General features: G+C 67.3%; 19 protein-coding genes. 7 read left to right on the top strand and 12 right to left on the bottom strand.

What is annotated here, in order from left to right:
• Nucleotides 1–90 precede the first annotated feature (90 nt).
• The 3 genes from KHN96_RS04830 to fahA all read left to right on the top strand — a co-directional run bounded on the left by KHN96_RS04830 (nucleotide 91) and on the right by fahA (nucleotide 4,469).
• A complete protein-coding gene (locus tag KHN96_RS04830) occupies nucleotides 91–1,482 on the top strand; it encodes an MFS transporter (RefSeq protein ID WP_062738170.1) in 1,392 nt (463 codons plus the stop codon).
• A 64-nt stretch (nucleotides 1,483–1,546) separates the two neighbouring features.
• Nucleotides 1,547–2,893 carry a homogentisate 1,2-dioxygenase gene (gene hmgA / locus KHN96_RS04825; RefSeq protein ID WP_045218429.1) on the top strand — a complete coding sequence of 449 codons (1,347 nt, stop codon included), beginning with the start codon at nucleotides 1,547–1,549 and terminating at the stop codon, nucleotides 2,891–2,893.
• Nucleotides 2,894–3,197: 304 nt separating this feature from the next.
• Nucleotides 3,198–4,469 carry a fumarylacetoacetase gene (fahA, locus tag KHN96_RS04820; RefSeq protein WP_062738169.1) on the top strand — a complete coding sequence of 424 codons (1,272 nt, stop codon included), beginning with the start codon at nucleotides 3,198–3,200 and terminating at the stop codon, nucleotides 4,467–4,469.
• A gap of 20 nt (nucleotides 4,470–4,489) precedes the next feature.
• Here fahA and KHN96_RS04815 read toward each other — a convergent pair whose 3' ends face one another.
• The gene (locus KHN96_RS04815) at nucleotides 4,490–5,149 is read right to left on the bottom strand and encodes an FMN-binding negative transcriptional regulator (RefSeq protein WP_062738168.1); all 660 of its coding nucleotides are present in this window, start codon (nucleotides 5,147–5,149) and stop codon (nucleotides 4,490–4,492) included.
• A 100-nt stretch (nucleotides 5,150–5,249) separates the two neighbouring features.
• Nucleotides 5,250–6,407: an acyl-CoA dehydrogenase family protein gene (locus KHN96_RS04810; protein WP_062738167.1), complete on the bottom strand. Its 1,158-nt coding sequence runs from the start codon at nucleotides 6,405–6,407 to the stop codon at nucleotides 5,250–5,252.
• Nucleotides 6,408–6,520: 113 nt separating this feature from the next.
• Here KHN96_RS04810 and KHN96_RS04805 point away from each other — a divergent pair, with 113 nt between their 5' ends.
• A complete protein-coding gene (locus KHN96_RS04805) occupies nucleotides 6,521–7,441 on the top strand; it encodes a LysR family transcriptional regulator (RefSeq protein ID WP_045218438.1) in 921 nt (306 codons plus the stop codon).
• Here the strand turns inward: KHN96_RS04805 and KHN96_RS04800 are convergent, their stop codons facing one another.
• On the bottom strand, nucleotides 7,442–8,359 hold the full coding sequence (locus tag KHN96_RS04800) for a LysR family transcriptional regulator (protein WP_062738166.1): 918 nt from the start codon (nucleotides 8,357–8,359) through the stop codon (nucleotides 7,442–7,444).
• Nucleotides 8,360–8,482: 123 nt separating this feature from the next.
• Between KHN96_RS04800 and metE the strand changes: the two genes are divergently transcribed.
• Nucleotides 8,483–10,813: a 5-methyltetrahydropteroyltriglutamate--homocysteine S-methyltransferase gene (gene metE / locus KHN96_RS04795; RefSeq protein ID WP_045218441.1), complete on the top strand. Its 2,331-nt coding sequence runs from the start codon at nucleotides 8,483–8,485 to the stop codon at nucleotides 10,811–10,813.
• 74 nt (nucleotides 10,814–10,887) lie between these two features.
• Here metE and KHN96_RS04790 read toward each other — a convergent pair whose 3' ends face one another.
• From KHN96_RS04790 to KHN96_RS04770, 5 genes are all read right to left on the bottom strand, one after another.
• Nucleotides 10,888–11,673 (bottom strand): crotonase/enoyl-CoA hydratase family protein, encoded by a 786-nt coding sequence (locus KHN96_RS04790; RefSeq protein WP_062738165.1) that lies wholly within the window; start codon nucleotides 11,671–11,673, stop codon nucleotides 10,888–10,890.
• A 48-nt stretch (nucleotides 11,674–11,721) separates the two neighbouring features.
• The gene (locus KHN96_RS04785; RefSeq protein WP_062738164.1) at nucleotides 11,722–14,817 is read right to left on the bottom strand and encodes an efflux RND transporter permease subunit; all 3,096 of its coding nucleotides are present in this window, start codon (nucleotides 14,815–14,817) and stop codon (nucleotides 11,722–11,724) included.
• Nucleotides 14,814–15,956: an efflux RND transporter periplasmic adaptor subunit gene (locus tag KHN96_RS04780; RefSeq protein ID WP_045218447.1), complete on the bottom strand. Its 1,143-nt coding sequence runs from the start codon at nucleotides 15,954–15,956 to the stop codon at nucleotides 14,814–14,816. The genes KHN96_RS04785 and KHN96_RS04780 overlap by 4 nt, the downstream gene beginning before the upstream one ends.
• A complete protein-coding gene (locus KHN96_RS04775) occupies nucleotides 15,953–17,524 on the bottom strand; it encodes an efflux transporter outer membrane subunit (RefSeq protein ID WP_062738163.1) in 1,572 nt (523 codons plus the stop codon). The genes KHN96_RS04780 and KHN96_RS04775 overlap by 4 nt, the downstream gene beginning before the upstream one ends.
• Nucleotides 17,525–17,655: 131 nt before the next feature.
• Nucleotides 17,656–17,811 carry a DUF3309 family protein gene (locus KHN96_RS04770; protein WP_045218452.1) on the bottom strand — a complete coding sequence of 52 codons (156 nt, stop codon included), beginning with the start codon at nucleotides 17,809–17,811 and terminating at the stop codon, nucleotides 17,656–17,658.
• Nucleotides 17,812–17,996: 185 nt separating this feature from the next.
• On the opposite strand from KHN96_RS04770, the gene KHN96_RS04765 reads away from it, so the two are divergent.
• Both KHN96_RS04765 and KHN96_RS04760 read left to right on the top strand, forming a co-directional pair.
• Entirely contained in the window at nucleotides 17,997–18,878 is an 882-nt protein-coding gene (locus KHN96_RS04765) for a Rossmann-like and DUF2520 domain-containing protein (RefSeq protein ID WP_062738162.1), read from the top strand.
• 92 nt (nucleotides 18,879–18,970) lie between these two features.
• Nucleotides 18,971–20,191, top strand: a complete 1,221-nt coding sequence (locus KHN96_RS04760) for a CynX/NimT family MFS transporter (protein ID WP_062738161.1) — start codon at nucleotides 18,971–18,973, stop codon at nucleotides 20,189–20,191.
• On the opposite strand, the gene KHN96_RS04755 is transcribed toward KHN96_RS04760, so the two are convergent.
• From KHN96_RS04755 to KHN96_RS04740, 4 genes are all read right to left on the bottom strand, one after another.
• Nucleotides 20,188–20,745: a DNA-3-methyladenine glycosylase I gene (locus KHN96_RS04755; protein WP_062738160.1), complete on the bottom strand. Its 558-nt coding sequence runs from the start codon at nucleotides 20,743–20,745 to the stop codon at nucleotides 20,188–20,190. The genes KHN96_RS04760 and KHN96_RS04755 overlap by 4 nt on opposite strands.
• A 10-nt stretch (nucleotides 20,746–20,755) precedes the next feature.
• Nucleotides 20,756–21,727, bottom strand: a complete 972-nt coding sequence (locus KHN96_RS04750; protein WP_045218460.1) for a magnesium and cobalt transport protein CorA — start codon at nucleotides 21,725–21,727, stop codon at nucleotides 20,756–20,758.
• A gap of 28 nt (nucleotides 21,728–21,755) precedes the next feature.
• Nucleotides 21,756–22,241, bottom strand: coding sequence for a MarR family winged helix-turn-helix transcriptional regulator (locus KHN96_RS04745; RefSeq protein ID WP_045218462.1), 486 nt, complete (start codon nucleotides 22,239–22,241; stop codon nucleotides 21,756–21,758).
• A 66-nt stretch (nucleotides 22,242–22,307) separates the two neighbouring features.
• Nucleotides 22,308–23,900, bottom strand: a complete 1,593-nt coding sequence (locus KHN96_RS04740; RefSeq protein ID WP_062738159.1) for an MFS transporter — start codon at nucleotides 23,898–23,900, stop codon at nucleotides 22,308–22,310.
• Nucleotides 23,901–24,086 lie beyond the last annotated feature (186 nt).

Genomic DNA, 24,086 nt, shown 5'->3' with positions numbered 1-24,086 from the left:
ATATTCCAAATTTTCACCGAATCCGGACAATACGGCAGACCCAAGCCAGAACGACAGAGCGGCCAGACGCCGCCGCCACCGGAGACCACCATGCGCCCTGCCCCCGCTGCATCGTCAGCCTCGATCGACCTTGCCCGCCTCATCGACCAGGGCAAGGTCGGCGGCTTCCAGATCCTGCTGCTCGCCATCTGCGGGCTGTGCCTCATCATCGACGGCTTTGACGTGCAGGCCATGGGCTACGTGGCGCCGGCCATCATCAAGGACTGGAACATCACCAAGGCGAGCCTGGGGCCCGTGTTCGGCGCGGGCCTCTTCGGCATGCTGGTCGGCTCGCTGGTGTTCGGCGTGCTGGGCGACCGCTTCGGCCGGCGTCCGGTGCTGATCGTCGCCACGTTCTTTTTTGCCGCCTGCATGCTGGCCACCACGCAGGTGGAAACGGTGCGGGCGCTGCTGGTGCTGCGCTTCGTCACCGGCCTGGGCCTGGGCTGCATCATGCCGAATGCGATGGCGCTGGCCGGCGAGTTCAGCCCCGCGCGCACGCGCGTGACGTGGATGATGCTGGTGTCTTGCGGCTTTACCGTGGGCGCGGCGCTGGGCGGCTTCGTGAGCGCGGCGCTGCTGTCGCGCTTCGGGTGGCAGGCGGTGTTCCTGGTGGGCGGCCTCGTGCCGCTCCTCATTGCCGTGATGATGGTGCTGTGGCTGCCCGAATCCCTGCAATACCTGGCGCTCAAGGGCGATCCGCAAACGCGCCATCGACGGCTGGCACGCTGGCTGGGCAAGCTTGATCCGACGCTGCATGTCGATGCGCAAACACAATTCGTGGTGCCGGAAGCACCGGCGCGCGGCATGCCGGTCTCCGCGCTGTTCACGGAAGGCCGCGCCAAGGTCACGCTCGTGCTGTGGGTCATCAACTTCATGAACCTGATCGACCTGTACTTCCTGTCGAACTGGCTGCCCACGCTGATCCGGGATGCCGGCTATCCGACCGACACCTCCGTGCTGGTGGCGACCGCGCTGCAGGTGGGCGGCGTGATCGGCACGTTGACGCTGGGCCGGCTGATCGACCGCCTGGGCTTCGTGCGCGTGCTGGCCGTGTGCTTCCTCGTCGCCTGCGCCACCGTGGCGCTGATCGGCCACGTGGCAGCGGCGCTGCCGATGCTGGTGGCGGTGGTGTTCATTGCCGGCTTCTGCATCGTCGGCGGGCAGCCTGCCGTGAATGCGCTGGCCGCCACGTATTACCCGACCACACTGCGCGCCACCGGCATCGGCTGGAGTCTGGGCGTCGGGCGCATCGGCTCGGTCATCGGCCCGGTCATCGGCGGACAACTGATTGCCATGCAGTGGAGCGGGCCGGCGCTGTTCCAGGCGGCAGCGGTGCCGGCGCTGGTGTCCTTCGGCATGGTGCTGGCGTTGACGCTGGCCGCCAGTGGCACCGACGCCGCCCGCTTTGCCTCAGGTCGCACAACCGGCAAACCCGCCTGATGGCCCGGTAACGACTACGCTTTCCCTGAAGACCGCTCCTGACTTTTTCTCCAAGGACTTCACCATGAATATGCTCGCCCCGACGGTCAAGAACGCATTCACCCCCGCGTCGCTGGACCGGCCCGCCTACCAGAGCGGCTTCGGCAACGAGTTCGCCACCGAAGCCCTGCCCGGCGCGCTGCCGCACGGCCAGAACTCCCCCCAGAAGGCGCCGTATGGCCTGTATGCGGAACAGATTTCCGGCACGGCGTTCACCGCGCCGCGCGCGCACAACCGCCGCTCGTGGCTGTACCGCATCCGGCCGGCCGCCGTGCACCTGCCGTTCGAAGCCGTTGCGCAAGCGCGCCTGCACAGCAACTTCAACGAGGTGCCGCCCTCGCCGAACCAGTTGCGCTGGGATCCGCTGCCCGCACCGGCGCCCGGCACGGACTTCATCGACGGCATCGTCACCTTCGCCGGCAATGGCGGGCCGGACGCACAGACCGGCTGCGGCATCCACCTGTACGCCGCCAACGCCGACATGACCGACCGCTTCTTCTACAACGCCGACGGCGAACTGCTGATCGTGCCGCAGCAAGGCCGCCTGCGCCTGTTGACGGAGATGGGCGTGGTCGATGTCGAGCCGCTGGAGATTGTGGTCGTCCCACGCGGCGTGCGCTTCCGCGTCGAACTGCCGGATGGCGACGCGCGCGGCTACATCTGCGAGAACTTCGGCGCGCTCTTCCGCTTGCCCGACCTCGGCGTCATCGGCTCGAACGGCCTGGCCAACCCGCGCGACTTCCTCACCCCGCACGCGTGGTACGAAGACCGCGAGGGCGACTTCGAACTCGTCGCAAAATTCCAGGGCAGCCTGTGGACCGCGAAGATCGGCCACTCGCCGCTGGACGTCGTGGCCTGGCACGGCAACCTCGCGCCGTACAAGTACGACCTGCGCCTGTTCAACACCATCGGCTCGATCAGCTACGACCATCCGGACCCGTCGATCTTCCTGGTGCTGCAGAGCCCCTCCGCCACGCCAGGCGTGGACACGATCGACTTCGTGATCTTCCCGCCGCGCTGGCTGGCCGCCGAAAACACATTCCGCCCGCCCTGGTTCCACCGCAACGTCGCCAGCGAATTCATGGGCCTGATTCAGGGCGTGTACGACGCCAAGGCCGAAGGCTTCGTGCCCGGCGGCGCCAGCCTGCACAACTGCATGAGCGGCCACGGCCCCGACGCCGACACGTTCGAAAAAGCCAGCAACGGCGACACCACCAAGCCGCACAAGGTCGACGCAACGATGGCCTTCATGTTCGAAACGCCAGCCGTGATCCGCCCCACGCGCTTCGCAGCGGAATCCGCGCAACTGCAAGCCAAGTACTTCGAATGCTGGCAAGGCCTGAAAAAGCATTTCGACCCGACCAAGCCCTAAGAACTTCGCCTTGGCGCCAACGCGAGCATCCAGAAGGTGTGGCCGTACCTTGCCCTAGATGGCGCCTTGAATTTTCGTAAGCGGGCGGAAAAAAGAAGGACCGCTGTCTGAGCGCAGCGAGTTTCGGTCCTTCTCCGCCCGGTTACGGAAATTAAAGGAGTCTTTCGCCATCTCGGGCGCGCCTTTCTTTGCTTACTTTCTTTGGCAAGACAAAGAAAGTGAGTCGCCCCCGGCAGGGGGTGAAACAAGGGATGCACCAGCAACGTCAACACAAACCGCCCACAAAACAATCCACCGCCCCACCATGACCACCCGCCTCCTAAGCTGGCTAGAATCCGCCAACACCCCCGACACCCATTTCCCCCTGGAAAACCTGCCCTTCGGCATCTTCTCCACGAAGGACAACCCATCCCCGCGCGCAGGCGTGGCCCTGGGCGACCACGTGATCGACCTCGGCGCGCTGGACGACGCCGGCCTGCTGCCCGCAACCACACGCGGCACCTTCCGCACCGGCACGCTCAACGCCTTCATCGCACTCGGCAAGCCCGTCTGGGCAGAAACGCGCAAGAAACTGCAAGCGCTGTTCAGCGTGGCCGACACGCACGTGCGCGACAACGCCACACTGCACGCTCGCGCGCTCGTGCCGCAGGCGCACGCCGTGATGCACCTGCCCATCGACATCCCCGGCTACACCGATTTCTATTCGTCCAAGGAACACGCCACCAACGTCGGCCGCATGTTCCGAGATCCCGAGAACGCGCTGCTGCCCAACTGGCTGGAAATCCCGATCGGCTACAACGGCCGCGCCAGCTCCGTGGTGGTGAGCGGCACACCGCTGCACCGCCCGATGGGCCAGATCAAGCTGCCCGACGAGCCGCGCCCGATCTTCACGGCCTGCCGCAAGCTGGACTACGAGCTAGAGATGGCGTTTGTGGTCGGCAAGCCCAGCGTGCTCGGTGAGCCGGTTTCCGTGGACGCCGCACCGGACTACATGTTCGGCGTCGTGCTGCTCAACGACTGGAGCGCGCGCGACATCCAGCAATGGGAATACGTGCCACTCGGCCCGTTCAACTCGAAGGGGTTCGGCACATCGATCTCGCCGTGGATCGTGACGATGGAAGCGCTGGAGCCGTTCCGCGTGGCCAATCCGGCGCAATCGCCCGAGCCGCTGGAGTACCTGCGGCAAAGCCGGCCGAACGCCTACGACATTGCGCTGGAAACCGCGCTGCGCCCGCACGGCGGCGAGCGCACGACGATCGCCCGCACCAACTTCCGCGCGATGTACTGGACGATGGCGCAGCAGCTTGCACACCACACTGTGTCCGGCTGCAACGTGCGCGTGGGTGACCTCATGGGCTCGGGCACCATCAGCGGAACGACGCCGGATTCCTACGGCAGCCTGCTGGAGCTGACGTTCAACGGCAAGCAGCCGCTGGAACTCGGCAACGGCGTCAAACGCGCGTTCCTGGAAGACGGCGACGAAGTGATCATGACCGGCTGGTGCCAGGGCGATGGCTACCGCGTGGGCTTCGGTGAGGTGCGCGGCGAAATCCTGCCGGCGCGCGGCGCGAAGTAAGGCTGGGTTGTGCAACGGATTCACGGTCCGTTGCCCTCTGCCTGCTTGGTTTTGGCTGCGGCGCAGGCCAGCATCGCGTCACCCATCACGTGCTGGCCGCTGGCCTTGAGTGCCTCGCCGGCGCCGGCCATGTCGCGCGTCTCCTTGTTCTGGCTCAGCTTGAGCTTGCCGTCGAGGCGCGTGATCTCGATCTCGATGCCGACGATCATCTTGAGCAGGGCATCGGTGTAGTCGGCGGGGGCGTCCGACATCTTCCACGGCGTCGGCTGCGATGCCTCGTGCGTGCGCGTCAGGCGCGCCACCACACCGCGCACAAAGCGCTCGTCGTCACGCACGGTGATGCGGCCATGGGCGTGCACCACGCGGTAGTTCCACGTCGGCACCTGCCTGTGCGCCTCGTGCTTGCTCGGGTACCACGTCGGCGAGATATACGCATCGCCCGCACGGAAGATGACGAGCACTTCATCGCCGCCGGCCACGTCCTGCCACACCGGGTTGGCGCGCGCCACGTGCGCATGCAGCGTGCCGAGCGACCCGTCCTCGGGCAGCAGCAGAAACGGGAGGTGGTTCGCATCGAGCCCGTTCCTGCCGTGCGTGACAAGCGAGCCGAACGGGTTCTGCGCGATCAGCGCATGCAGCGCTTCGGTGCGTGATTCTTCGAAGTGGGCGGGGACGTACATGGCGGCTCCGTAAAGTCCGGCGCAGCGGACGAACCCCCCATTGTGCGCGCATGCGTGGCCCCAAAACAGAGCCAACTTTGCGCGAGTGTTTAGGGCCAGCCTAATCGCGCAGCAGGTGCTTGGCGATGATGAGCTGCTGGATCTGCGTCGTGCCTTCGTACAGGCGCAGCAGGCGCACGTCGCGGTAGAAGCGCTCGGCCTTGTATTCGGCAATGTAGCCGGCGCCGCCGTGGATCTGCACCGCGCGGTCTGCCACGCGGCCCACCATCTCGGTGCAGAACATCTTCGTGCAGGAGGCCAGCATGCTCACCTCGTGGTCTTGCTTGCCGACGGGCTTGGCGTCATAGCGGCGGGCGCAGTCGCGCACCATCGACATGCCGGCATACAGCTCGGCCTGGCTGTCGGCCAGCATGGCCTGGATCAGCTGGAAATCGGCGATCGGCTGACCGAACTGCCTGCGCTCCTTGGCATACGCCACCGCATCGGTAATGAGCCGATGCGCCATGCCGCATGCGAGCGAGGAGATATGCAGGCGCCCGCGATCGAGCACCTTCATCGCCGTCTTGAAGCCCTGCCCTGCCACGCCGCCGATGATGTTCGCCGTCGGCACGCGCACGTTGTCGAGCACCACGTCGCACGTCTTGGTGCCGCGCTGACCCATCTTCTTGTCCGGCTTGCCGAGCGTGATGCCCGGCGTGTCGGCCGGCACGATGAAGGCGGAGATGCCGCCGGCACCCTCGCCGCCAGTGCGCGCCATCAGCGTAAAGGCGCCTGCGCGCGGCGCGTTGGTGATGAAGCGTTTGGTGCCGTTGATGACATAGTGGTCGCCCTCGAGCACGGCGCGCGTCTGCAGCGATGCGGCGTCCGAGCCTGCATTCGGCTCCGTCAGCGCAAACGAGATGATGAGCTCGCCACTGGCGATGCGCGGCAGGTAGCTGGCCTTCTGCGCCTCGGTGCCGTCCATCAGGATGCCCTGCGAGCCGATGCCCACGTTGGTGCCGAACACTGACCGGAACGCCAGCGCCGTATGCCCGAGGTCGTATCCGACCTCGCATTCCTGCGCCATCGACAGGCCGATGCCTCCGTATTGCTCGGGAATGGACAGGCCGAACAGGCCCATTTCCTTCATGTCGGCGACGATGTCAGCGGGCACGTCGTCCTCTTCCTCGAGGATGTTTTCCGCCGGCATGAGCCGTTCCTGGATGAAGCGCTGCACCGATTGCTGCAGCAGGCCGAAGGATTCGTCGTCGAGCGCCATGTGGCTTGGCTCCATAGGGGTGTTGCGGGTGATGTTACCGGGCTGCGACGCTTTGACAATCCTGGCTTGCATCAACAGAATGTCGAATCGCCTTCACCAATTGCGGCCCCCACATGGACCTCAACGCGCTCAAGCTGTTCGTGGAAATCGTCGACGCGGGCAACCTGTCGGCGGCGGCGCGGCGGCTGCAGACCACGCGCTCGAACGTCAGCCACCGGCTCAAGGCATTCGAGCGCGCACTCGGGGTGCAATTGCTGCGCCGGACGACGCGCCGCGTGGAGCCCACGGAGGTCGGCGCCGGCATCTATGAGCATGGACGCAGCATCCTGCGTGAAATGGCGGCGGCCGACGCGCTGGTCTCGTCGCTCGGCAAATCGCTGCAGGGCAGCGTGCGGCTGTCGGTTCCGACGGGGTTGGGGCACCTGCTGGTGTCGCCGCTGCTGGTGGCATTCAAGCGCGCCTATCCGGACATCCGCCTCGACGTGCGGTTCGACAACCGTGTATCCGACCTGATCGGCGAAGACGTCGATGTGGCGCTGCGCATCGTGTCGAACCCGCCGGAGTCGCTCGTCGCCACCCTGCTCGACGAGGTCGACTGGGTGCTGTGCGCGGCGCCCGATTACCTGGCCGCGCGCGGGGTGCCGGAAACGCTCGATGCGCTGGCCGGCCACACCATCGTCAGCGCGCCGGCCGTGGGGCAGCCGCTGCGGCTGTCGGCGCAAGCGGGGGAGGAACGCACCCTCGTCACGCTGGACCCGGGCGTCTCGTCAGACAACTACCTGTTCCTGCAAGCGGCCGTGCGCGCCGGCAACGGGCTGGGCATCCTGCCTTACTACGCCGCGGCCGACGATTTGCGCGACGGGCACGTCAAGCGCGTCTTGCCCGGCTATCGGTTCAGCGTCTTCGGCAGCCGCCTGTACATGCTGGCGATGCCGAGCCGGTATCGGACGCTGGCGACGCGGCATTTGCTGGATTTCCTCAAGGAGGGGTTGCAGGGCAAGCTGCCGCGGCTGCCCCAGAAGGCGCGTGCCTGATCAGGCCTCCAGCGGCATCAGCCCCGGCAACTGCGCAAAGCAGATCGCCTTGGCCGTCTCGATGAAGTCCTGCGCAAACGGCGCCTGCGCGTAGTCGCGCGTCATGGCGGCGTAGAGATCGCTCCACAGGCCATCCTTGCCGACACGCTTGGCGATCACGTATTCGTAATCGACGTAGTTCTTGATGCCCCAGCTCGGCAGCGCGGCCAGCCCGCGGCGGCTCGCGACGAGCTGCAGCACGGCAATCGTGAGTTCCGCCGTGCGGCGGTTGAACGCAATACCGGCAGGCGTCAGGACCTGCCGGATCAGATCGATACGCTCTTCCGGCACGGGATACGTGATGAGCGTCTGGTCGGCAAAGTCCTTCGCCTCCATCCATTTCCTGTTGCGCAGCGGGTGGTCGACCGGCAGCACGGCCAGGATCTCGAAGCGGAACAGCGGCGCGAACACCACGCCCCGGCGCATCTTGGCATCGGAGCCGATGACCACGTCGGCGCGGCCGTCCTTGAGCAGCGCCAGCGGATCGGTATGGAAGCCGGAGACGAGATCCATCTCCACCTCGGGCCAGCGCTGGCGGAAGGCGTCCATCACAGGCATCAGCCAGTCGAAGCACGTGTGGCATTCCAGCGCGATACGCAGCGTGCCGGCCGCCCGGCCCTTGATGCGCTCGAGGTCGCGCTCGGCGGTCTGGATGTCGGCGACGACCTTTTGCGCGAGTTCGAGCAGGCGCTCGCCGGCTTCGGTCAGCTCGACCGTCTGGCCCTTGCGGCGCACGACCGGCAGCCCGTAGTGCGATTCCAGCGCGCGCAACTGGTGCGACAGCGCCGATTGCGTCAGATGCAGCCGCTCGGCTGCGCGCGACACAGAGCCGCCATCGGCCAGGGCGATCAGCGTGCGGAGGTGACGGATTTCGAGCATGTTCCGAGGCGCCTCAAAATATGAATCCTATTCAAAGATACCGAAAATAATATCATTTGATTCATGATCGAGGGTCGCCCATCATCGCAGGACTGCAACACATTGCCTCTCTGTGCGATCAACATGACGACCATCCACACCCTCGGCTACCCGCGCATCGGCGCGCAACGCGAACTGAAATTCGCGCTCGAATCGTTCTGGAAAGGCGCTTCGTCCGAAGACGACCTGCGCGCCACCGGCCGTGCGCTGCGTGAGCGCCACTGGGCTGCCCAGCGCGACGCCGGCCTCGACTACGTGACCGTGGGCGATTTCGCCTGGTACGACCAGGTGCTGCAGACGGCGGCCCTGCTGGGCGCCCTTCCCACGCGCTATGGCTTTGACGCGGCACAGCTGACGCTGGCGCAATCGTTCGTGCTTGCACGCGGCAATGCCGACCACGCGGCCATGGAAATGACCAAGTGGTTCGATACCAACTACCACTACCTCGTGCCGGAACTCACGCCCGACCTGCTTGATCGGCAATGGGGCTCCGGCACCGAATGGCTGTTCGACGAAGTGCGTGAGGCGCAGGCCGCCGGCCATCGCGTGAAGGTCGCGCTGATCGGCCCGGTGACGTTCCTGCATCTGGCCAAGGCGCGCAATGGCCTGACCGACAAGCTCGCGCTGCTGCCGCAACTGCTGCAGGCCTACACGGCCGCGCTCAAGCGCCTGGCCGCACTGAACGTGGAGTGGGTGCAGATCGACGAACCCGCGCTCGTGCTGGACCTGCCGAATGCCTGGGTGGAAGCATTTGGCCCGGCATACAAGGCGCTGGCCGCCGCCCATGGCCCCAAGCTGCTGCTCGCCACGTACTTCGAAGCCGCTTCGCATCATGCTGCGCTCATCAAGTCGCTGCCCGTGGCCGGCGTGCACCTGGACCTCGTGCGTGCACCGGAACAGTTGGGCAGCTTCGCGCCGTGGCCCGCCGACAAGATCCTGTCGGTGGGCGTGGTGGACGGCCGCAACATCTGGCGTACCGACCTCGCACGCGTGCTCGAGCGCCTGACGCCGCTGGCCGAAGCGTTTGGCGATCGCCTGTGGATTGCCCCGAGCTGCTCGCTGCTGCACGTGCCGGTCGACCTGTCGGCCGAAACCAAGCTCGACGACGAGCTCAAGGGCTGGCTCGCCTTTGCGCGCCAGAAGCTGGATGAACTGGCGGTGCTCAAGCGCGCCCTGGTTGAAGGGCCCGCGGCCGTGCAGACGGCGCTCGACGAGAACCGCGCCGCCATCGCCTCGCGTGCCCAATCGCGCCGCGTGCACAACGCCGGCGTCAAGAAGCGCGTGGCCGCCATCCGCCCCGAAGATGCCGAGCGCGGCGCACCCTACCCGGCTCGCGCTCAAGCCCAGCAGGCCCGCCTGAAGCTGCCGCTGCTGCCCACCACCACGATCGGCTCGTTCCCGCAGACGCCGGAGATCCGCCACGCACGCGCGCAACACAAGCGCGGCGAACTGCCCGCCCTGGACTACCTCGAACGCATGCGCGCCGAGATTGCCGACGTCGTGCGCCGCCAGGAAGCGCTGGGGCTCGACATGCTCGTGCACGGCGAAGCCGAGCGCAACGACATGGTCGAGTACTTCGGCGAGCTCCTCTGGGGCTACGCCTTCACAGCCAACGGCTGGGTGCAGAGCTACGGCTCGCGCTGCGTGAAGCCACCCGTCATCTATGGCGACGTCTATCGCCCCGAGCCGATGACGGTCGAATGGAGCAAGTATGCGCAAAGCCTCACGGCCAAACCGATGAAGGGCATGCTGACCGGCCCGGTGACGATGCTGCAATGGTCGTTCGTGCGCGACGACCAGCCGCGCGAGCAGACCGCGCTGCAGATCGCGCTGGCCCTGCGCGACGAGGTGTGCGACCTTGAAGCCGCCGGCATTGCCGCCATCCAGATCGACGAGCCGGCCTTCCGCGAAGGGCTGCCGCTGCGCGCATCGGATGTGCCGGGCTACCTGGAATGGGCGGCGCGCGCGTTCCGCGTCTCAGCCTCGGGCGTGCGCAACGACACGCAGATCCACACGCACATGTGCTACTCGGAGTTCAACGACATCCTGCCGGCCATCGCGTCGATGGATGCCGACGTGATCACCATCGAAACGTCGCGCTCGAACATGGAGCTGCTCGACGCGTTTGGCGAGTTTGCGTACCCGAACGAGATCGGCCCCGGCGTGTACGACATTCACTCGCCCCGCGTGCCGCGTGTGGAAGAAATGGAAGCGTTGCTCGACAAAGCCGCCCAGGTTGTGCCGGTGCAACGCCTGTGGGTCAACCCCGACTGCGGCCTGAAGACGCGCGGCTGGCCGGAAGTGGAAGCGGCACTGCAAGGCATGGTGGAAGCCACGCGCCGCTTGCGCGCCAAGCATGCCAATGTGCTGCATGCCGGCAGCAGGGCCGACCAAGGCGAAACCGCTACGGCCTGAACGTCAGCAAGGCTCAAAAAAAAAAAAAGCGCCAACCGGCTTGCGCCGGTTGGCGTTTTGCCTTGTGCACTCACTCACATGGGAGGCTCTGCTCGGCCATGCCGGCCCGCGCCACCCGCAAAGCGCGCGGCGCCCGCAACGCCTTCGGCAAACACGACCGGTACGCCGCGCACGCCCTCCTGCCGCAATGCGTCGGCCAGCGGCAGATCCCATTGCGCATATACCGATGCCCGGTCGGCCAACATGCACTGCTGCGGAAAGGCGGCGATGTCCCGCGCGAGCTGTTGGGCGGCAGCGAGCGCGCCCCCGGGCTCGACCACTCGATTGGCGAGACCCATGGCCAGCGCTTCATCGGCAGACACGGCGCGGCCGGTCAGGATCATGTCCAACGCTCGGCCCATGCCGATGATGCGCGGCAAGCGCACCGTACCGCCGTCGATAAGGGGCACACCCCAGCGGCGGCAGAACACGCCGAATACGGCGTCGCGCTCCATGACGCGCAGGTCGGCCAACAGCGCAAGTTCCAGCCCGCCCGCCACGGCATAGCCGCTTACCGCAGCGATGAGCGGCTTGGACAGCGCCATGCGCGAAGGGCCCATCGGGCCGGGCATGCCGCCGTCAGGATCGAGATGATTGCGTCTGGAAGGGTCGCCGATGGCCGTCAGGTCGGCGCCGGCACAGAAGTGGCCGCCAGTGCCGCCAAGCACGGCAACACGCAGCGCGTCATCGGCTTCGAAACGCTCGAACGCATTGAGCAGCGCGGCAGCAGTCGGCCCGTCCACCGCGTTGCGGCATTCGGGCCGGTTGAGCAGGATGGTGCAGACCGGGCCATCGGTCTGGAAGAGCACAGCATCGGGCATGGGCGGTCTCCGCAGCGCGGTACGTTGGCAGACCGCCCGATGCTACACCTAGCGCGGGCCATGCTCCGACGCGGCCTCCGCCCGGTTCCCGTGATGGCGCACGCCGCGGAACTTGCGCAACGCCCACTCTTTGAAGTCGTCCACCTTCTCGAACACCACCGGCACCACGAGCAGGCTCAGCAGCGTGGAAGTCAGCAGACCGCCGATCACCGCCACGGCCATCGGTGCGCGGAAGCCGGCATCGCCTTCCAAGCCGAGCGCCATCGGCACCATGCCCGCCGTCATGGCCACCGTGGTCATGACGATGGGGCGGGCGCGCTTGTGGCAGGCGTCGATGATCGCCTCGGTGCGCGACATGCCGAGATCGCGCCGCGCAACGATGGCGTATTCGACCAGCAGGATCGAGTTCTTGGTGACGATGCCCATCAGCATCAGCAAGCCGATCAACGCCGGCAACGACAAGCTGAAACCGAACAGCGCCAAGAGCCCGAACGCTCCGCCCACCGACAGCGGCAGCGCCGCCAGGATCGTCACCGGCTGCGTGAAGTCGTGGAACAGCAGCACCAGCACCGCATACACGCACAGCACGCCGGCAAACATGGCGAGGAAGAAGCTGCCGAACAGCTCCTGCATGCCCTCGACATCGCCGGCGGCAATGCGGTGCACGCCTGCGGGCAGGTTCTTGATGGAGGGCAGCGCCTCCACGGCCTCGTTGGTGTCGCCGAGCGCGCGCCCCTCCAGCCCCACGTTGATGGTGACATTGCGGCTGCGGTCGTAGCGGTCGATCTGCGCGGGGCCGCTGGCGATGGAAATGTCGGCGATGTTCTCCAGCGGCACCGCGCCGTTGCGCCCCGGCACGCGCAACTGCCGGATCGTATCGATCTGGTTGCGCGCCTTCGGGTCGAGCTCCACGCGGATGTACACCTGCCGCTCTGGCAGGTTCAGCTTGGGCAGGTTGACGTCGTAGTCGCCGGCGGTGGCCACGCGCACGGCCTGGCCAATCGCCGCGGCGGTCACGCCTTGCTGTGCCGCGCGCGCAAAGTCGGGGCGGATGACGATTTCGGGCCGCAGCAGGCTCGCGGATGAGGTGACGGCACCCAGCCCCGGCACGGTGCGCAAGTCGCGCATGACATCGCGCGCGGCCTGCTGCAGCGTGACCGGGTCGTCGCCGGCCAGCACGACCTGCAGCTGTTCGCCGGAACCGACCGCGCCGAATGAGATACGCACGCCGGGTACGCCCTCGAGCATCTCGCGCAGCTGGCGCTGCACGTCCTGCTGCCTGATGTGGCGCTCGTGCCGGTCCGTCAGCGAGATCGTCAGCGTGCCGGTGCGGACTTCGCCGCCGCTCGAGCCCGGCACACCGGCCATCACGCCGGAGCCGATGGCGGTGTACACGCGTCGCACTTCCTTGTGCTGCATGATGATCCTGCGTACGCGTTCGGTGTTGTCGCGCGTTTGCGCGATGGTGCTGCCGGGCGGGCTTTCCACCGTCATCTGCAGCTGCGCCCAGTCTTCGGGCGGCAGGAACGTCGCTGGAATCAGCCCGATGATGGCGACCGACACAACGAAGAACGCCGCCGCCATGCCGCCCGTCTTCCACGGGTGGACGAGGCACCAGCGCGCCGCGCGCAGATAGCGCGTCATGATCCAGCTATCGCGGTTCGGCTCGGCCTGCGGCTTGAGCAGGTAGGCGGCCATCATCGGGGTGAGCAGCCGCGCCACCAGCAGCGAGGCCAGCACCGCCAGCGACGCCGTCCATCCGAACTGCTTGAAGAATTTGCCCGAGATGCCGCCCATGAAGGCCGTCGGCAGGAACACCGCCACCAGCGTGAGCGAGGTCGCAATCACCGCCAGGCCGATTTCCTGCGCCGCCTCCATGGCCGCTTCGAGGGGCTTCTTGCCGTTGCGCAGGTGGCGCACGATGTTTTCGACCTCCACGATGGCATCGTCGACCAGAATGCCGACGACCAGCGTCAGCGCGAGCAGCGTGATGCCGTTGAGCGTGAAGCCCAGCATGTCCATGGCGGCGAACGTCGGGATGATCGACAGCGGCAGCGCCACCGCCGACACGAACGTCGCGCGCCAGTCGCGCAGGAACAGCCACACCACCAGCACGGCCAGGATGGCGCCTTCGTACAGCGCGTGCATCGATGCGGTGTACGCATCGGACACCGGCTTGACCATGTTGTAGACCTCAGTCACCTGCACGTTGGGGCGTTCGGCCTGCAGCCTGGCCAGTGCGTCGCGTACGCCCTTGGCGACCGAGATCTCGCTCGCGCCGCGCGAGCGGAACACCTGGAAGCTCACCACCGGCTTGCCGTCGAGCAGGGCCATCTGGCGCGGCTCGGCGGCGGTGTCGCGCACGTCGGCCACATCCGAGAGGCGAATGCGCCGGCCGTCGGACAGCGGGATGTCCATCTGCGCGAGCTCGCGGGCGCTCTTCACAGTGCCCAGCGTGCGCACGGCCTGCTCCTGCCCGCCGATGTTGCCGCGCCCACCCGGCGCCTCCTGCTGCATGCCGCGCACCTGCGTGCTGACCTCGGCGGCCGTCACGTTCAGGGCCTGCAGGCGCACGGGGTCGAGCTGTACGCGCACTTCGCGGTCCACGCCGCCCTGGCGCGTGACCTTCGCCACGCCATGCACCGACAGCAGGCGCTTGTTGACCGTGTTGTCGACGAACCAGGAGAGGTCTTCCGGGTCCATGTCCGGCGCATTCACGGCGTAGGTCAGCACGGGCAGGCTGGCAAACGTCACCCGCGAGATGACGGGTTCCTGCACGTCGGACGGCAACTGCGCGCGGATGCGGCTCACCGCATCGCGCACGTCGTTCACGGCCTCCTGCACATCCTTTTCGAGCTGGAACTCGACCATCGTGGTCGAGTTGCCGTCGTTGATGGTCGAAGTGATGTGCTTGATGGCGCCGATGCTGGCGATGCTGTCCTCGATCTTGCGCGTGACCTCGGTCTCCATCTGCGTGGGCGTGGCGCCCGGCAGCGTGGCCGTGACCGACACGGCTGGGAAGTCGATGTCCGGAAAATTCTGGATCGACAGCATCTTGAACGACACCAGCCCCGCCACCGTGATCAGGATGAACAGCAGGATCGACGGAATCGGCTTGCGGATCGCCCACGCGGAAAAGTTCATCGCCGGGCTCCTGCGGGCGCCGATGCCGCGGACGCCGCAGCACTGGCGTCCGCCACACGCACCGTGTCGCCATCGCTCAGGAAGGCGGCGCCTGCGGCCACCACGCCATCGTTCGGCCCAATGCCCTGCACGATCTCGACCTGCCCGTCCTGGCGGCGGCCCACCGTCACCTTGGTCTGGCGGACGCGGTTTTGTGCAACAAGCGCCATCACGTAGTCGTAGCCGTCGCGCGAGAACACGGCCGACTCCGGCAGCGTCGCAGCCGGCGCGTCGCCCAGCAGCACGTCGCCCGACAGGTACATGCCAGCCTTGACGCCAGACGCCGCGGCCTGCGCGGGCAGGTCGACGTAGACGAGGCCATTGCGCGTGCTGGCATCCACCGTGGGCGCAACCTGGCGCACACGCCCCTCGACCACACCGCCATCCATGCGGCGCAGCCGCACGGCCTGGCCGGGCTGGATGCGCGGCAGCACCTCGCCATGCATCTCGGCGCGCCATTCGAGGCGGTTCTTGCGGATCAGCTTGAACAGTTCCGTACCCGACGACACCACCGCGCCCACGGTGGCAGAGCGCGCGCTGATCACGCCATCGTCGGGCGCCACCACGCGCGTGTAACGCAGGCGCAGTTGCTGGCTGTCGAACTGCGCGCGTGCGGCAGCCAGCTTGGCGGCCGCCGTCTTGGCCTGCGTGTCGTACTGGATCAGATCCTGCTGGCTGATGGCGCCGCTCTTGTCGAGCTCATGCGCACGGCGCGCCTCACCGGCCGCCTGTGCGGCCGACGCTTCGGCCTCGACGAGCGTGGCGCGTTGCGCGGCCACATCGGCGCGCACGGTCTCATCCGACAGGCGAGCGAGCAACTGGCCCTGCTTGACCACATCCCCGACGTTGACGAGCACTTCGGCCAGCTTCAGCCCATTGACCTCGGCGCCGACACTGGCCTCCTGCCACGGTTGGACCGCCCCGCTGGCCGTGGCGATACGTGGCCACACGCGCTGCACCAGATGCACCACGTTGACGGCCAGCGCGGGCTTGGCGGCCTGCTGCTTGTTCTGGTGCTGCGCCGCGGGCTTTCCGCATGCCGCCAGCATGCTGGCCAGCACCATGGCGAGGCCGGCCATCCAAACACGTTGTCCTGTCATGAAGCGTTTCCGGTGGGCGCGCCGCCCTGTGCGGCAGACGCGGGAGCATGAGTGGAATCCGGTAGCGCGCCGGCGACGTCGTCTTCGCGCCAGCCGCCGCCCACGGCCTTGTAGAGCGCGACCCACGCCTGCGCGCGCTCAAGCCTGACGGCCGCCAGCGATTGCGAAGCCTGCAACGCCATGCGGCGCACATCCTCCAGCTGCAGCAGGCTGCCCGCGCCCAGCCGATAGCGGGCATTGGCGGCCTCGAGCACCTTCGCGTATTGCGCATCGGCCTTCGTGGCGGCATCGAGGCGGCGCTCGGCGGCATCCAGGCGCACCAGCGCGTCTTCCACTTCCTGCACCGCCTGGCGGACCTTGGCGCGGTAGCTTGCCAGCGCCTGGTCGTAGCGGGCACGGGCGGTTTCGACGCGCGCGGCGCCGGCACCGCCATCAAAGATGGGCAGCGACACCGACGGCCCGAACGACCACGATTTCGTCGTCACCGACTGGCCGCTGAAGCGAAAGGAATTGATGCCGATGGAACCGGCCAGCGTGATCGACGGCAACCGGCTGGCGACCGCCACGCCAATGTCTGCGCTGGCACCGGCCAGCGCGCGCTCGGCGGACGACACATCGGGCCGTTGCGACAGCACCCGCGCCGGCACCTCCGGCACGCCGGCATCGGGCGGGGCGGGAATCTGCGCACCGGCCTGGGCGAGCAGGCCGTTCAACGTGTCGTGGTCGACGCCAGTCAGGGTGACGAGCTTGTCGATACCCTGGGCGCATTGCGCGCGCTGCGCTTCCAGGGCGTTGATGGCATCGCCCACGGTGGCTTGCGCCTGTGCGTGATCGGCGGGGGTGACGAAGCCCGCGTGAAATTTCCGCTCGGTGAGTTGCAGCGTCTCCTGCCGTGAAGCGAGCGTCGCAGCGCCGATCTCGACGAGCGCCTCGCACTCGCGCTGCTGAAGGTAGGTGTTGGCGACTTCTGCGGCAAGCGATACGCGCGCGTCGTGCCAATCTGCCTCGGCCGCGCTCAAGCGAGCGTCTGCGCCTTCCAGGCTGCGCTGCTTGCCGCCAAAGAGGTCGATCTCCCAGGAGGCGTCGGACTGGGCGGCCAGCGTCGTGATGGTGCCCAGGCCGGGCGTCGGCCCGAGCGTGCCGGCGGGCACCCCGCCAAAGCCGGACGCCCCGCCAAACTGGCTGCTGCCAAACCCGCCCTGACGCGTTGCCGAGCCGGTGCCTTTGAGCTGCGGCAACAGTGCCGCATGGCTGCTTGAAACGCTTGCCCGCGCCTCGCGCACGCGACCGACCGCCTGGGCCAGCGTCGGGCTCGTCGCGTCGGCCTGCTCGACGAGCCGGGTCAGCACCGGATCGCGAAACTGCTCCCACCAGCGCGCCAGCGCCATACGGCTGCCGTGGTGCGGCAGCGTGGCGTGCCAGCCTTGCGGAGCTTCGGTGCCGCCGAGTTGCGGCGCACGGTAATCGGGCCCGACCGCGCAGGCGGCCAGCGCGAGCGCCGCCAGCAGCGCGGCATATCGCGCCCGCCCGCCGTGCGCTGGGCGGCCGGCGCATCGACCTGTCGTCATGGAGAAAGTGTCCTTCGGGAACGCAGCCGGAATTATGCCCAGTCAAGCGTTCGCAAGACACCTGCGCCGCGACGGCGGCCGTTCAACCGCAGGTAAGGGTCAGGCGATGCTCAGAAAGACGCACATGCCCATCAGATGTAGCCGAGCAGCACCAGGATGATCACGATGACGACGATCAGACCGAGCCCGCCCGTGGGCCCGTAGCCCCAGCCGCGGCTGTACGGCCAGGACGGCAGCGCGCCGATCAGCAGCAGGATCAGAACAATGATGAGGATGGTACCCAGCATGATGCCTCCTGATTTCGTGTTGGTATGCCGTCACCCGGGGGCGAGCGACGGTCTTGTTCGTCACCTAGCACGCCTCGTTCCCATTGCCGGCTGCCTGGCCTGGCGCAGAAAATTGCTGGCGGTTAATTGCATGCACCAGGCATCGCGCGGCTTATGATCCGGCCGTTCTGATCAAGGGGTTGCGTATGTCTTCCATTTCGATGGAGTCGCCGGCTTCGCTCGGCTGGATCGGGGCCGGCCGCCTCGCTCGCGCCGTTGCCGCCCGGGCGCGCGACGCTGGGGCGCAGACCGTTGCGGTGGCCAGCCGTACTCCTGCCCATGCGGCATGGCTGGCACAAGCCACCGGCGCCGACGCGCTCGACGCCCAAGGGGTGGCCGATGCGGCGGACTGGGTCTTCATCACCGTGCCGGATGACGCGATCGCCACCGTGGCGCAACGCGTCCGCTGGCGCCCCGGGCAGCTCGTCATCCACTGCAGTGGCGCTGGCGAGCGCGAGCTGCTTGCCGCCGCGCGACGTGCCGGGGCCGGCACCGCCAGCTTTCATCCGCTGTTTCTCTTTGCCGGCCTGCCGGATGATGCCGAGCGGCTGGGGGGCGCCTCCGTCGCCATCGACGCCGACGCTCCACACGACGCCGCGCTCGCCGGCTTTGCGCAGCGCCTCGGCTGCACGCCGCTGAAGGTGCGCGCCGGCCGGCGTGCGCTGTACCACGCCGGGGCCAACTACGCCGCCAGCTTTCTGCTGTGCGCGCTGCACGAAGCGGCGACGTTGTGGGAAGCGGCGGGCATCGATCGCGACGCCGCAGTGGCCGCCATGTGGCCGCTGGTGGACGGCACATTGGCCGCGGCCCGCGCACGCGGCTTGGCGGGCGCGCTGTCAGGCCCCGTCTCTCGAGGCGACGGCGGCGTCATCGACAAACACCTGCACGCGCTCGATACGCTGGGCGCGGATCACGCTGCGCTGTATACGGCGCTCACCCGGCGCGCGCTCGCGTTGGCGGCAGAACGCGGTGCACCGCCTGCCGACGTGCTGGCGAGTCTCGCGCGGCGCCTCGATCCGCCGCAATAACTGCATCGGCGTCATTGGGATTGGGCCGCAGGCATGCACCAATCCAGGGCCTTGCTTACAATCGGCACCCTGCCTCGACGCCCCGCCCTACCATGTCCTCCACACCGTCCTCGTCTGCCACCCCGCACGCTGAACGCCGCTCGACCGGCGCGCTGATCCTCCTGGTGATCGGCCTGGTGCTGGTGGGCGTGAACCTGCGGCCGGCGCTGTCGAGCCTGTCGCCGGTGCTCAAGCAGGTGACGGCCGGCACGGGGCTGTCGGGCGCCACGGCGGGTCTGCTGACGACGCTGCCGGTGCTGTGCCTGGGACTCTTCGCGCCGGCCGCAGCGGTGCTCGCGCGGCGCTTCGGTGCGGAACGTGCCGTTGGCGGCATGCTCGTCGCACTGGCAGCGGGCATTGCGTTGCGCAGCGCGGGGGGTGTCGCGCCGCTCTTCATCGGCACGCTGGCGGCAGGCGCGTGCATCGGCGTGACCGGCATTCTGCTGCCGGGCATCGTCAAACGCGATTTCGGCCGCCAGGCCGACCTGATGACCGGCGTCTATACGATGGCGCTGTGCTTGGGTGCGGCGGTTGCCGCCGGCGCGACGGCGCCGCTGTCGGCATGGCTTGGCGGCTGGCAGCCGGCGCTCGCGTTCTGGGCGCTGCCCGCGTTGCTGGCTTTCATCGGCTGGTGGCCGCACATGCGGCATGCGCATGGCAAGCACGCCGCCACGCGCCTCGAACGCGTCTCGCTGTGGAACAAGCCGATTGCCTGGCAGGTGACGCTGCACATGGGCCTGCAATCGTCGCTCGCGTACTGCGTGTTCGGATGGCTGCCCGTGATCCTGCAGGACCGGGGGCTGTCTGCGGTGCAATCAGGCGTTGTGGTGGCGGTGTCGATCCTGATGCAGCTCATCACCGCGCTGGCCGGCCCGTTCGTAGCGCGGCTCGGCCGCGACCAGCGCCCGGCCGTGCTGCTGATGATGCTGATGTGCTGGGCGGGCCTGCTCGGCTGCCTCTATGCGCCGCTGTCCACGCTGTGGTGGTGGGCGGTGCTGCTGGGCCTCGGTCAGGGCGGCAACTTCAGCGTGGCGCTTTCATTGATCGTGCTGCGCTCGGCCGATGCGCGCGTGGCAACCAGCCTGTCGGCCATGACGCAGGGCATCGGCTATACGATGGCGGCAGCCGGCCCATACCTCATGGGCGTGCTGCACGACCTGACCGGCAGCTGGGCCGTGATGGGCTGGCTGTTCAGCGCGATTGCGCTGGCGTCCATCGTGGCGGGCATGCTGGCCGGACGCAACCGCACGCTGCACGCCGAGCGGTCCAGCTAGCGCTTGCCGGCGCGGAAACAGCCGGCTTCGTGGTCGTCCACCATGCCCGTGGCCTGCATGAAGGCATAGCAGATGGTAGGGCCGACAAACTTGAAGCCGCGCGCCACCAGCGCCTTGCTCATCGCCTTGGAGACATCGGTGGCGGCGGGGGCGTCGCGGTAGCTGTCCCAGCGGTTGACGATGGTCTTGCCATCGACGAATGCCCACAGGAACGCATCGAGCGAACCCGCTTCTTCCTGCAGCTCCAGCACCTTGCGCGCGTTGACGACGGCGCCTTCCACCTTGGCCCGGTTGCGGACGATGCCCGGGTCTGCCAGCAGCTTCTCGATGCGCGCGGGCGTGAAACGCGCGACGCGCGCCGGGTCAAACCCCTCGAACACTTCCTGGTAGCGCGCCCGCTTGCGCAGAACGGTCTGCCACGACAACCCGGCCTGGGCGCCTTCGAGCACGAGCATCTCGTAGAGGTGACGATCATCGTGCGAAGGTGAGCCCCATTCAGTGTCGTGGTACTCGATCATCAGCGGGTCTTCGCCAACCCAGCAGCAACGCGCCATCTCTTGTCTCCTAGATCCAGCCGGACCTGCGCAGCTTGCGATACAGCCACACGCAGGCGGCGGCCGTACATGCCAGCACGATCGGGTAGCCGGCGGGGTGCTCCAGCTCCGGCATGCCCTTGAAGTTCATGCCGTAGTTGCTGAACACCACGGTCGGGATGGCAAGGATAGCGCCCCACCCCGCCAGCCGCTTGACGATGTCGTTCTGCGTGACCGACACCAGCGCGACGTTCACGGAGATGGCCGTGGTCAGCATTTCGCGGATCACGTCGAGCGCGCCCACCACGCGGTGTGCATGGTCGGCAATGTCACGGAAGTAGGCGCGCAATTCCTTCGGGACCACCTCTTCGTGCAGGCGGATGAGTTGCCCGGCGATGTCTTCCACCGGCAGCGCGGCGTTGCGCAGCCGCAGGAGCTGGCGCTTGAGCGTATAAAGCCGCTCGATGGCCCCGCGGTCGAACGTATCGCCAAAGATCTGGCTTTCGATCTGCTCGAACTCGTCCTGCATGCGATGCAGCACGGGCTGATAGTTGTCGACCACGAAGTCCATCACTGCATACAGCGCAAACGGCGCGCCCTTGGCGAGCAGTTGCGGCGTGCGTTCGCAGCGCTCGCGCACCGGTGAATACGACGCCGACGGTCCATGCCGCACCGAGACAAGAAAATCGCGCCCGACAAACAGGTGCGTCTCGCCAAAGACGACGTTGCCGTCGTCCATCTGCGCGGTGTTGAGCACGATGAACAGCGTGTCGCCGTACGTTTCGAGCTTGGGGCGCTGGTGCGCGTTGCGGGCGTCCTCAATGGCGAGGTCGTGCAGGCCGAACTCTTCCTGCACGCGCTTGAGCATCGCGTCGTCCGGCTCGTGCAGGCCTAGCCAGACAAACGAGCCCGGCGTGTGCAGGACGTCGCTGATGGCTTCGACGGAAAGATCGCGCTCGCGCTTGCCGTTGCGGTACAGCGCGCTGTTGATCACCATGGACATGGTTGTCTCCGGGCGCATTCTGCGCGCGTTATCGGTCTTCTGGCTGACTGGCGGTCTTGGAAGCGGACGTGCCCGGCAGCAAGGGCACCTCTGCGATGCGCGCTTCGATCTGCGCCAGCGCTTCGGACAGCGCGTGGACGAGATCGTCGGGCAGCCCGTCGAGCGTGGCATTGATGAAGGCGATGCGTCGCGGCATGCAGTCGAGCACGACGGCCAGACCGGCGTCGGACAGAGATACGTTGGTCAGGCGGTTGTCGCGGGCATCGGTGGTGCGTTCGATCCAGCCGAGCTGCTCGAGCACCTTGAGCTGGCGCGTCAGCGCACCGGGGTCCATCTGCAGGCGCTCGGCCAGCTGCTTCTGGGCCATGCCGCCACCGGTGTGGTCGTGCAGCGCGAGCAGGATGCGCCAGCGCGGCATCGGCTGGCCGACATGCGCCTCGAAAGCGGCCATGAAGGCGCGGTAGGTCCGGCCAAACTGGTGCATGACGGCGAAGCGTTCGCGTTCAGAGGTCATGGATCAAGCGTGAAAGTGCTGAAACCCCGCATGCTAACCGCTGTCGGCCGGTGTGGCGTACTCGGGCTAGTCTGTGTGTTGCACCGGTTCGACGTGATGGAGCACCACCGGCGGCACGCGCCGTACCCGCCACAGGCCCACGAGCGCCGCCACCGTGGCTGCCACAAGGCCGATGTGGATGGCGCCCACCAGCACGTGGCGCGCAGCCTCGAGCAGCGCCGCACCATCGTGGCCGGCGGCATGCAGGTGCGCAAGCAGGGCGGCCTGCGCCTCCTGATCGATGAGGATCTCCGGGTCGGCCAACGGGCGCAGCCAGTGCGTTGCGTTGTCGGCGCTCAGCGCATCGCGAACGCCGGCGGCATAGCGTTCGGTCACCAGCGTGCCGACCAGCGCCGTCCCGACCATCCCGCCGACCATGCGAAGCGATTGCAGCAGCGCGGTCGCGATACCCAGGTGTGCGCGCCCCGCCGTCTGCTGCGCAAACACGGTGAGGTTGGGCAGCACGAAGCCGAGGCCCAGCCCCGCCAGCAGCATCAGCAGCGTAAGCACCGCGTGCGGCATGTCCCTCGAGGACAGCGACATGCCGGCCAACGCCGCGGTCAACAACGCGAAGCCGGCATACAGCATGGCATTCGGCTCAGGGATGCGCGTGACGATGCGCCCGTTGATGATGCTGCCCAGCGTGATGCAGACGACCAGCGGCGTAATCACCAGCCCGGCCTGCTGCGGCGACATGCCGAAGCCGCCCTGGAACAGCAGCGGCGCATAGAAGAGCACCGCGAACATCGAAAACCCCGACAGCAGTGCGAGCACGAACAGCGCAGCGAGCGCGGGATTGCGCACCATGTCGGACGGCAGCAGCGGCTGCTCGGCACGCTGCTCCCACCACCACAGCCCCGCAAAAGCCGCGGCCGACAACGCCAGCCAGCCCATCATCGGCAATGACAGGCCGTGCCGCGGCAACCACTCGACGAACAGCTGCAGCGCGCCGAGCGCCACCGTAATCAGCAGTGCGCCTTGCCAATCCAGCCGGACGCGCCCGGTGTGCGCGTTCTGGCGCAGATGCGGCAAGAAGCGCCACGCAAACCACAGCCCCAGCACACCAAACGGAATGTTGACGTAGAACACCGAGCGCCAGCCGAACGCCTGCGTCATCCATCCGCCCAGCGTCGGGCCGATGGCGTTGGCAATGCCGAACGACGCACTGAGCATGACCTGCCAGCGCAATCGTACGCGCGCATCGGGAAAGAGGTCCGGGATACAGGCGTAGGCCGTGCCAACGAGCATGCCGCCACCCACGCCTTGCAGCGCCCGCGACCACACCAGGAACGACATGCTGCCCGCCATGCCGCACATGACCGACGCCAGCGTGAAGACCACGATCGATGCGATGACGAAAGGCTTGCGCCCGTAGAAATCCCCCAGCCGCCCGAAGATCGGCACCGTCACCACGGAGGTGAGCAGGTACGACGTGGCCACCCACGCATACAGTTCAAACCCCTTCAGTTCCGCCACCACCGTCGGCAGGGCGGTGCCGACCACGGTCTGGTCGAACGCCACCAGAACGACAACAAAGCAGATGCCGATCATCGCCAGCAGCGATTCCTTGAACGGCAGGACCTGGGTATGCGAGTGCGGGAGCGCGGTATGGACGGCCATGGCAGCAGGGGCAGGATACAAATGATGCATCAACGATTGCTTCGTCAATCAATAGTGTAGCGAAATTGCGTTTCGCCTGCTGGCCGTTGATCGGGGTGAAACAAGAGTCCGCTGCAAAAGCGTATGTGAAGCGGGTCGTATTCCCGCGCACGCATCAGCCAAATCCTGACTGGTACGACGAACGGC

It is taken from the genome of Ralstonia mannitolilytica, from assembly GCF_905397375.1.
In the GTDB taxonomy this organism is placed as follows: Bacteria; Pseudomonadota; Gammaproteobacteria; order Burkholderiales; family Burkholderiaceae; genus Ralstonia; species Ralstonia mannitolilytica.
Note: the sequence above shows the minus strand (reverse complement) of the source record. Positions and strands in the feature narration are given on the sequence as shown.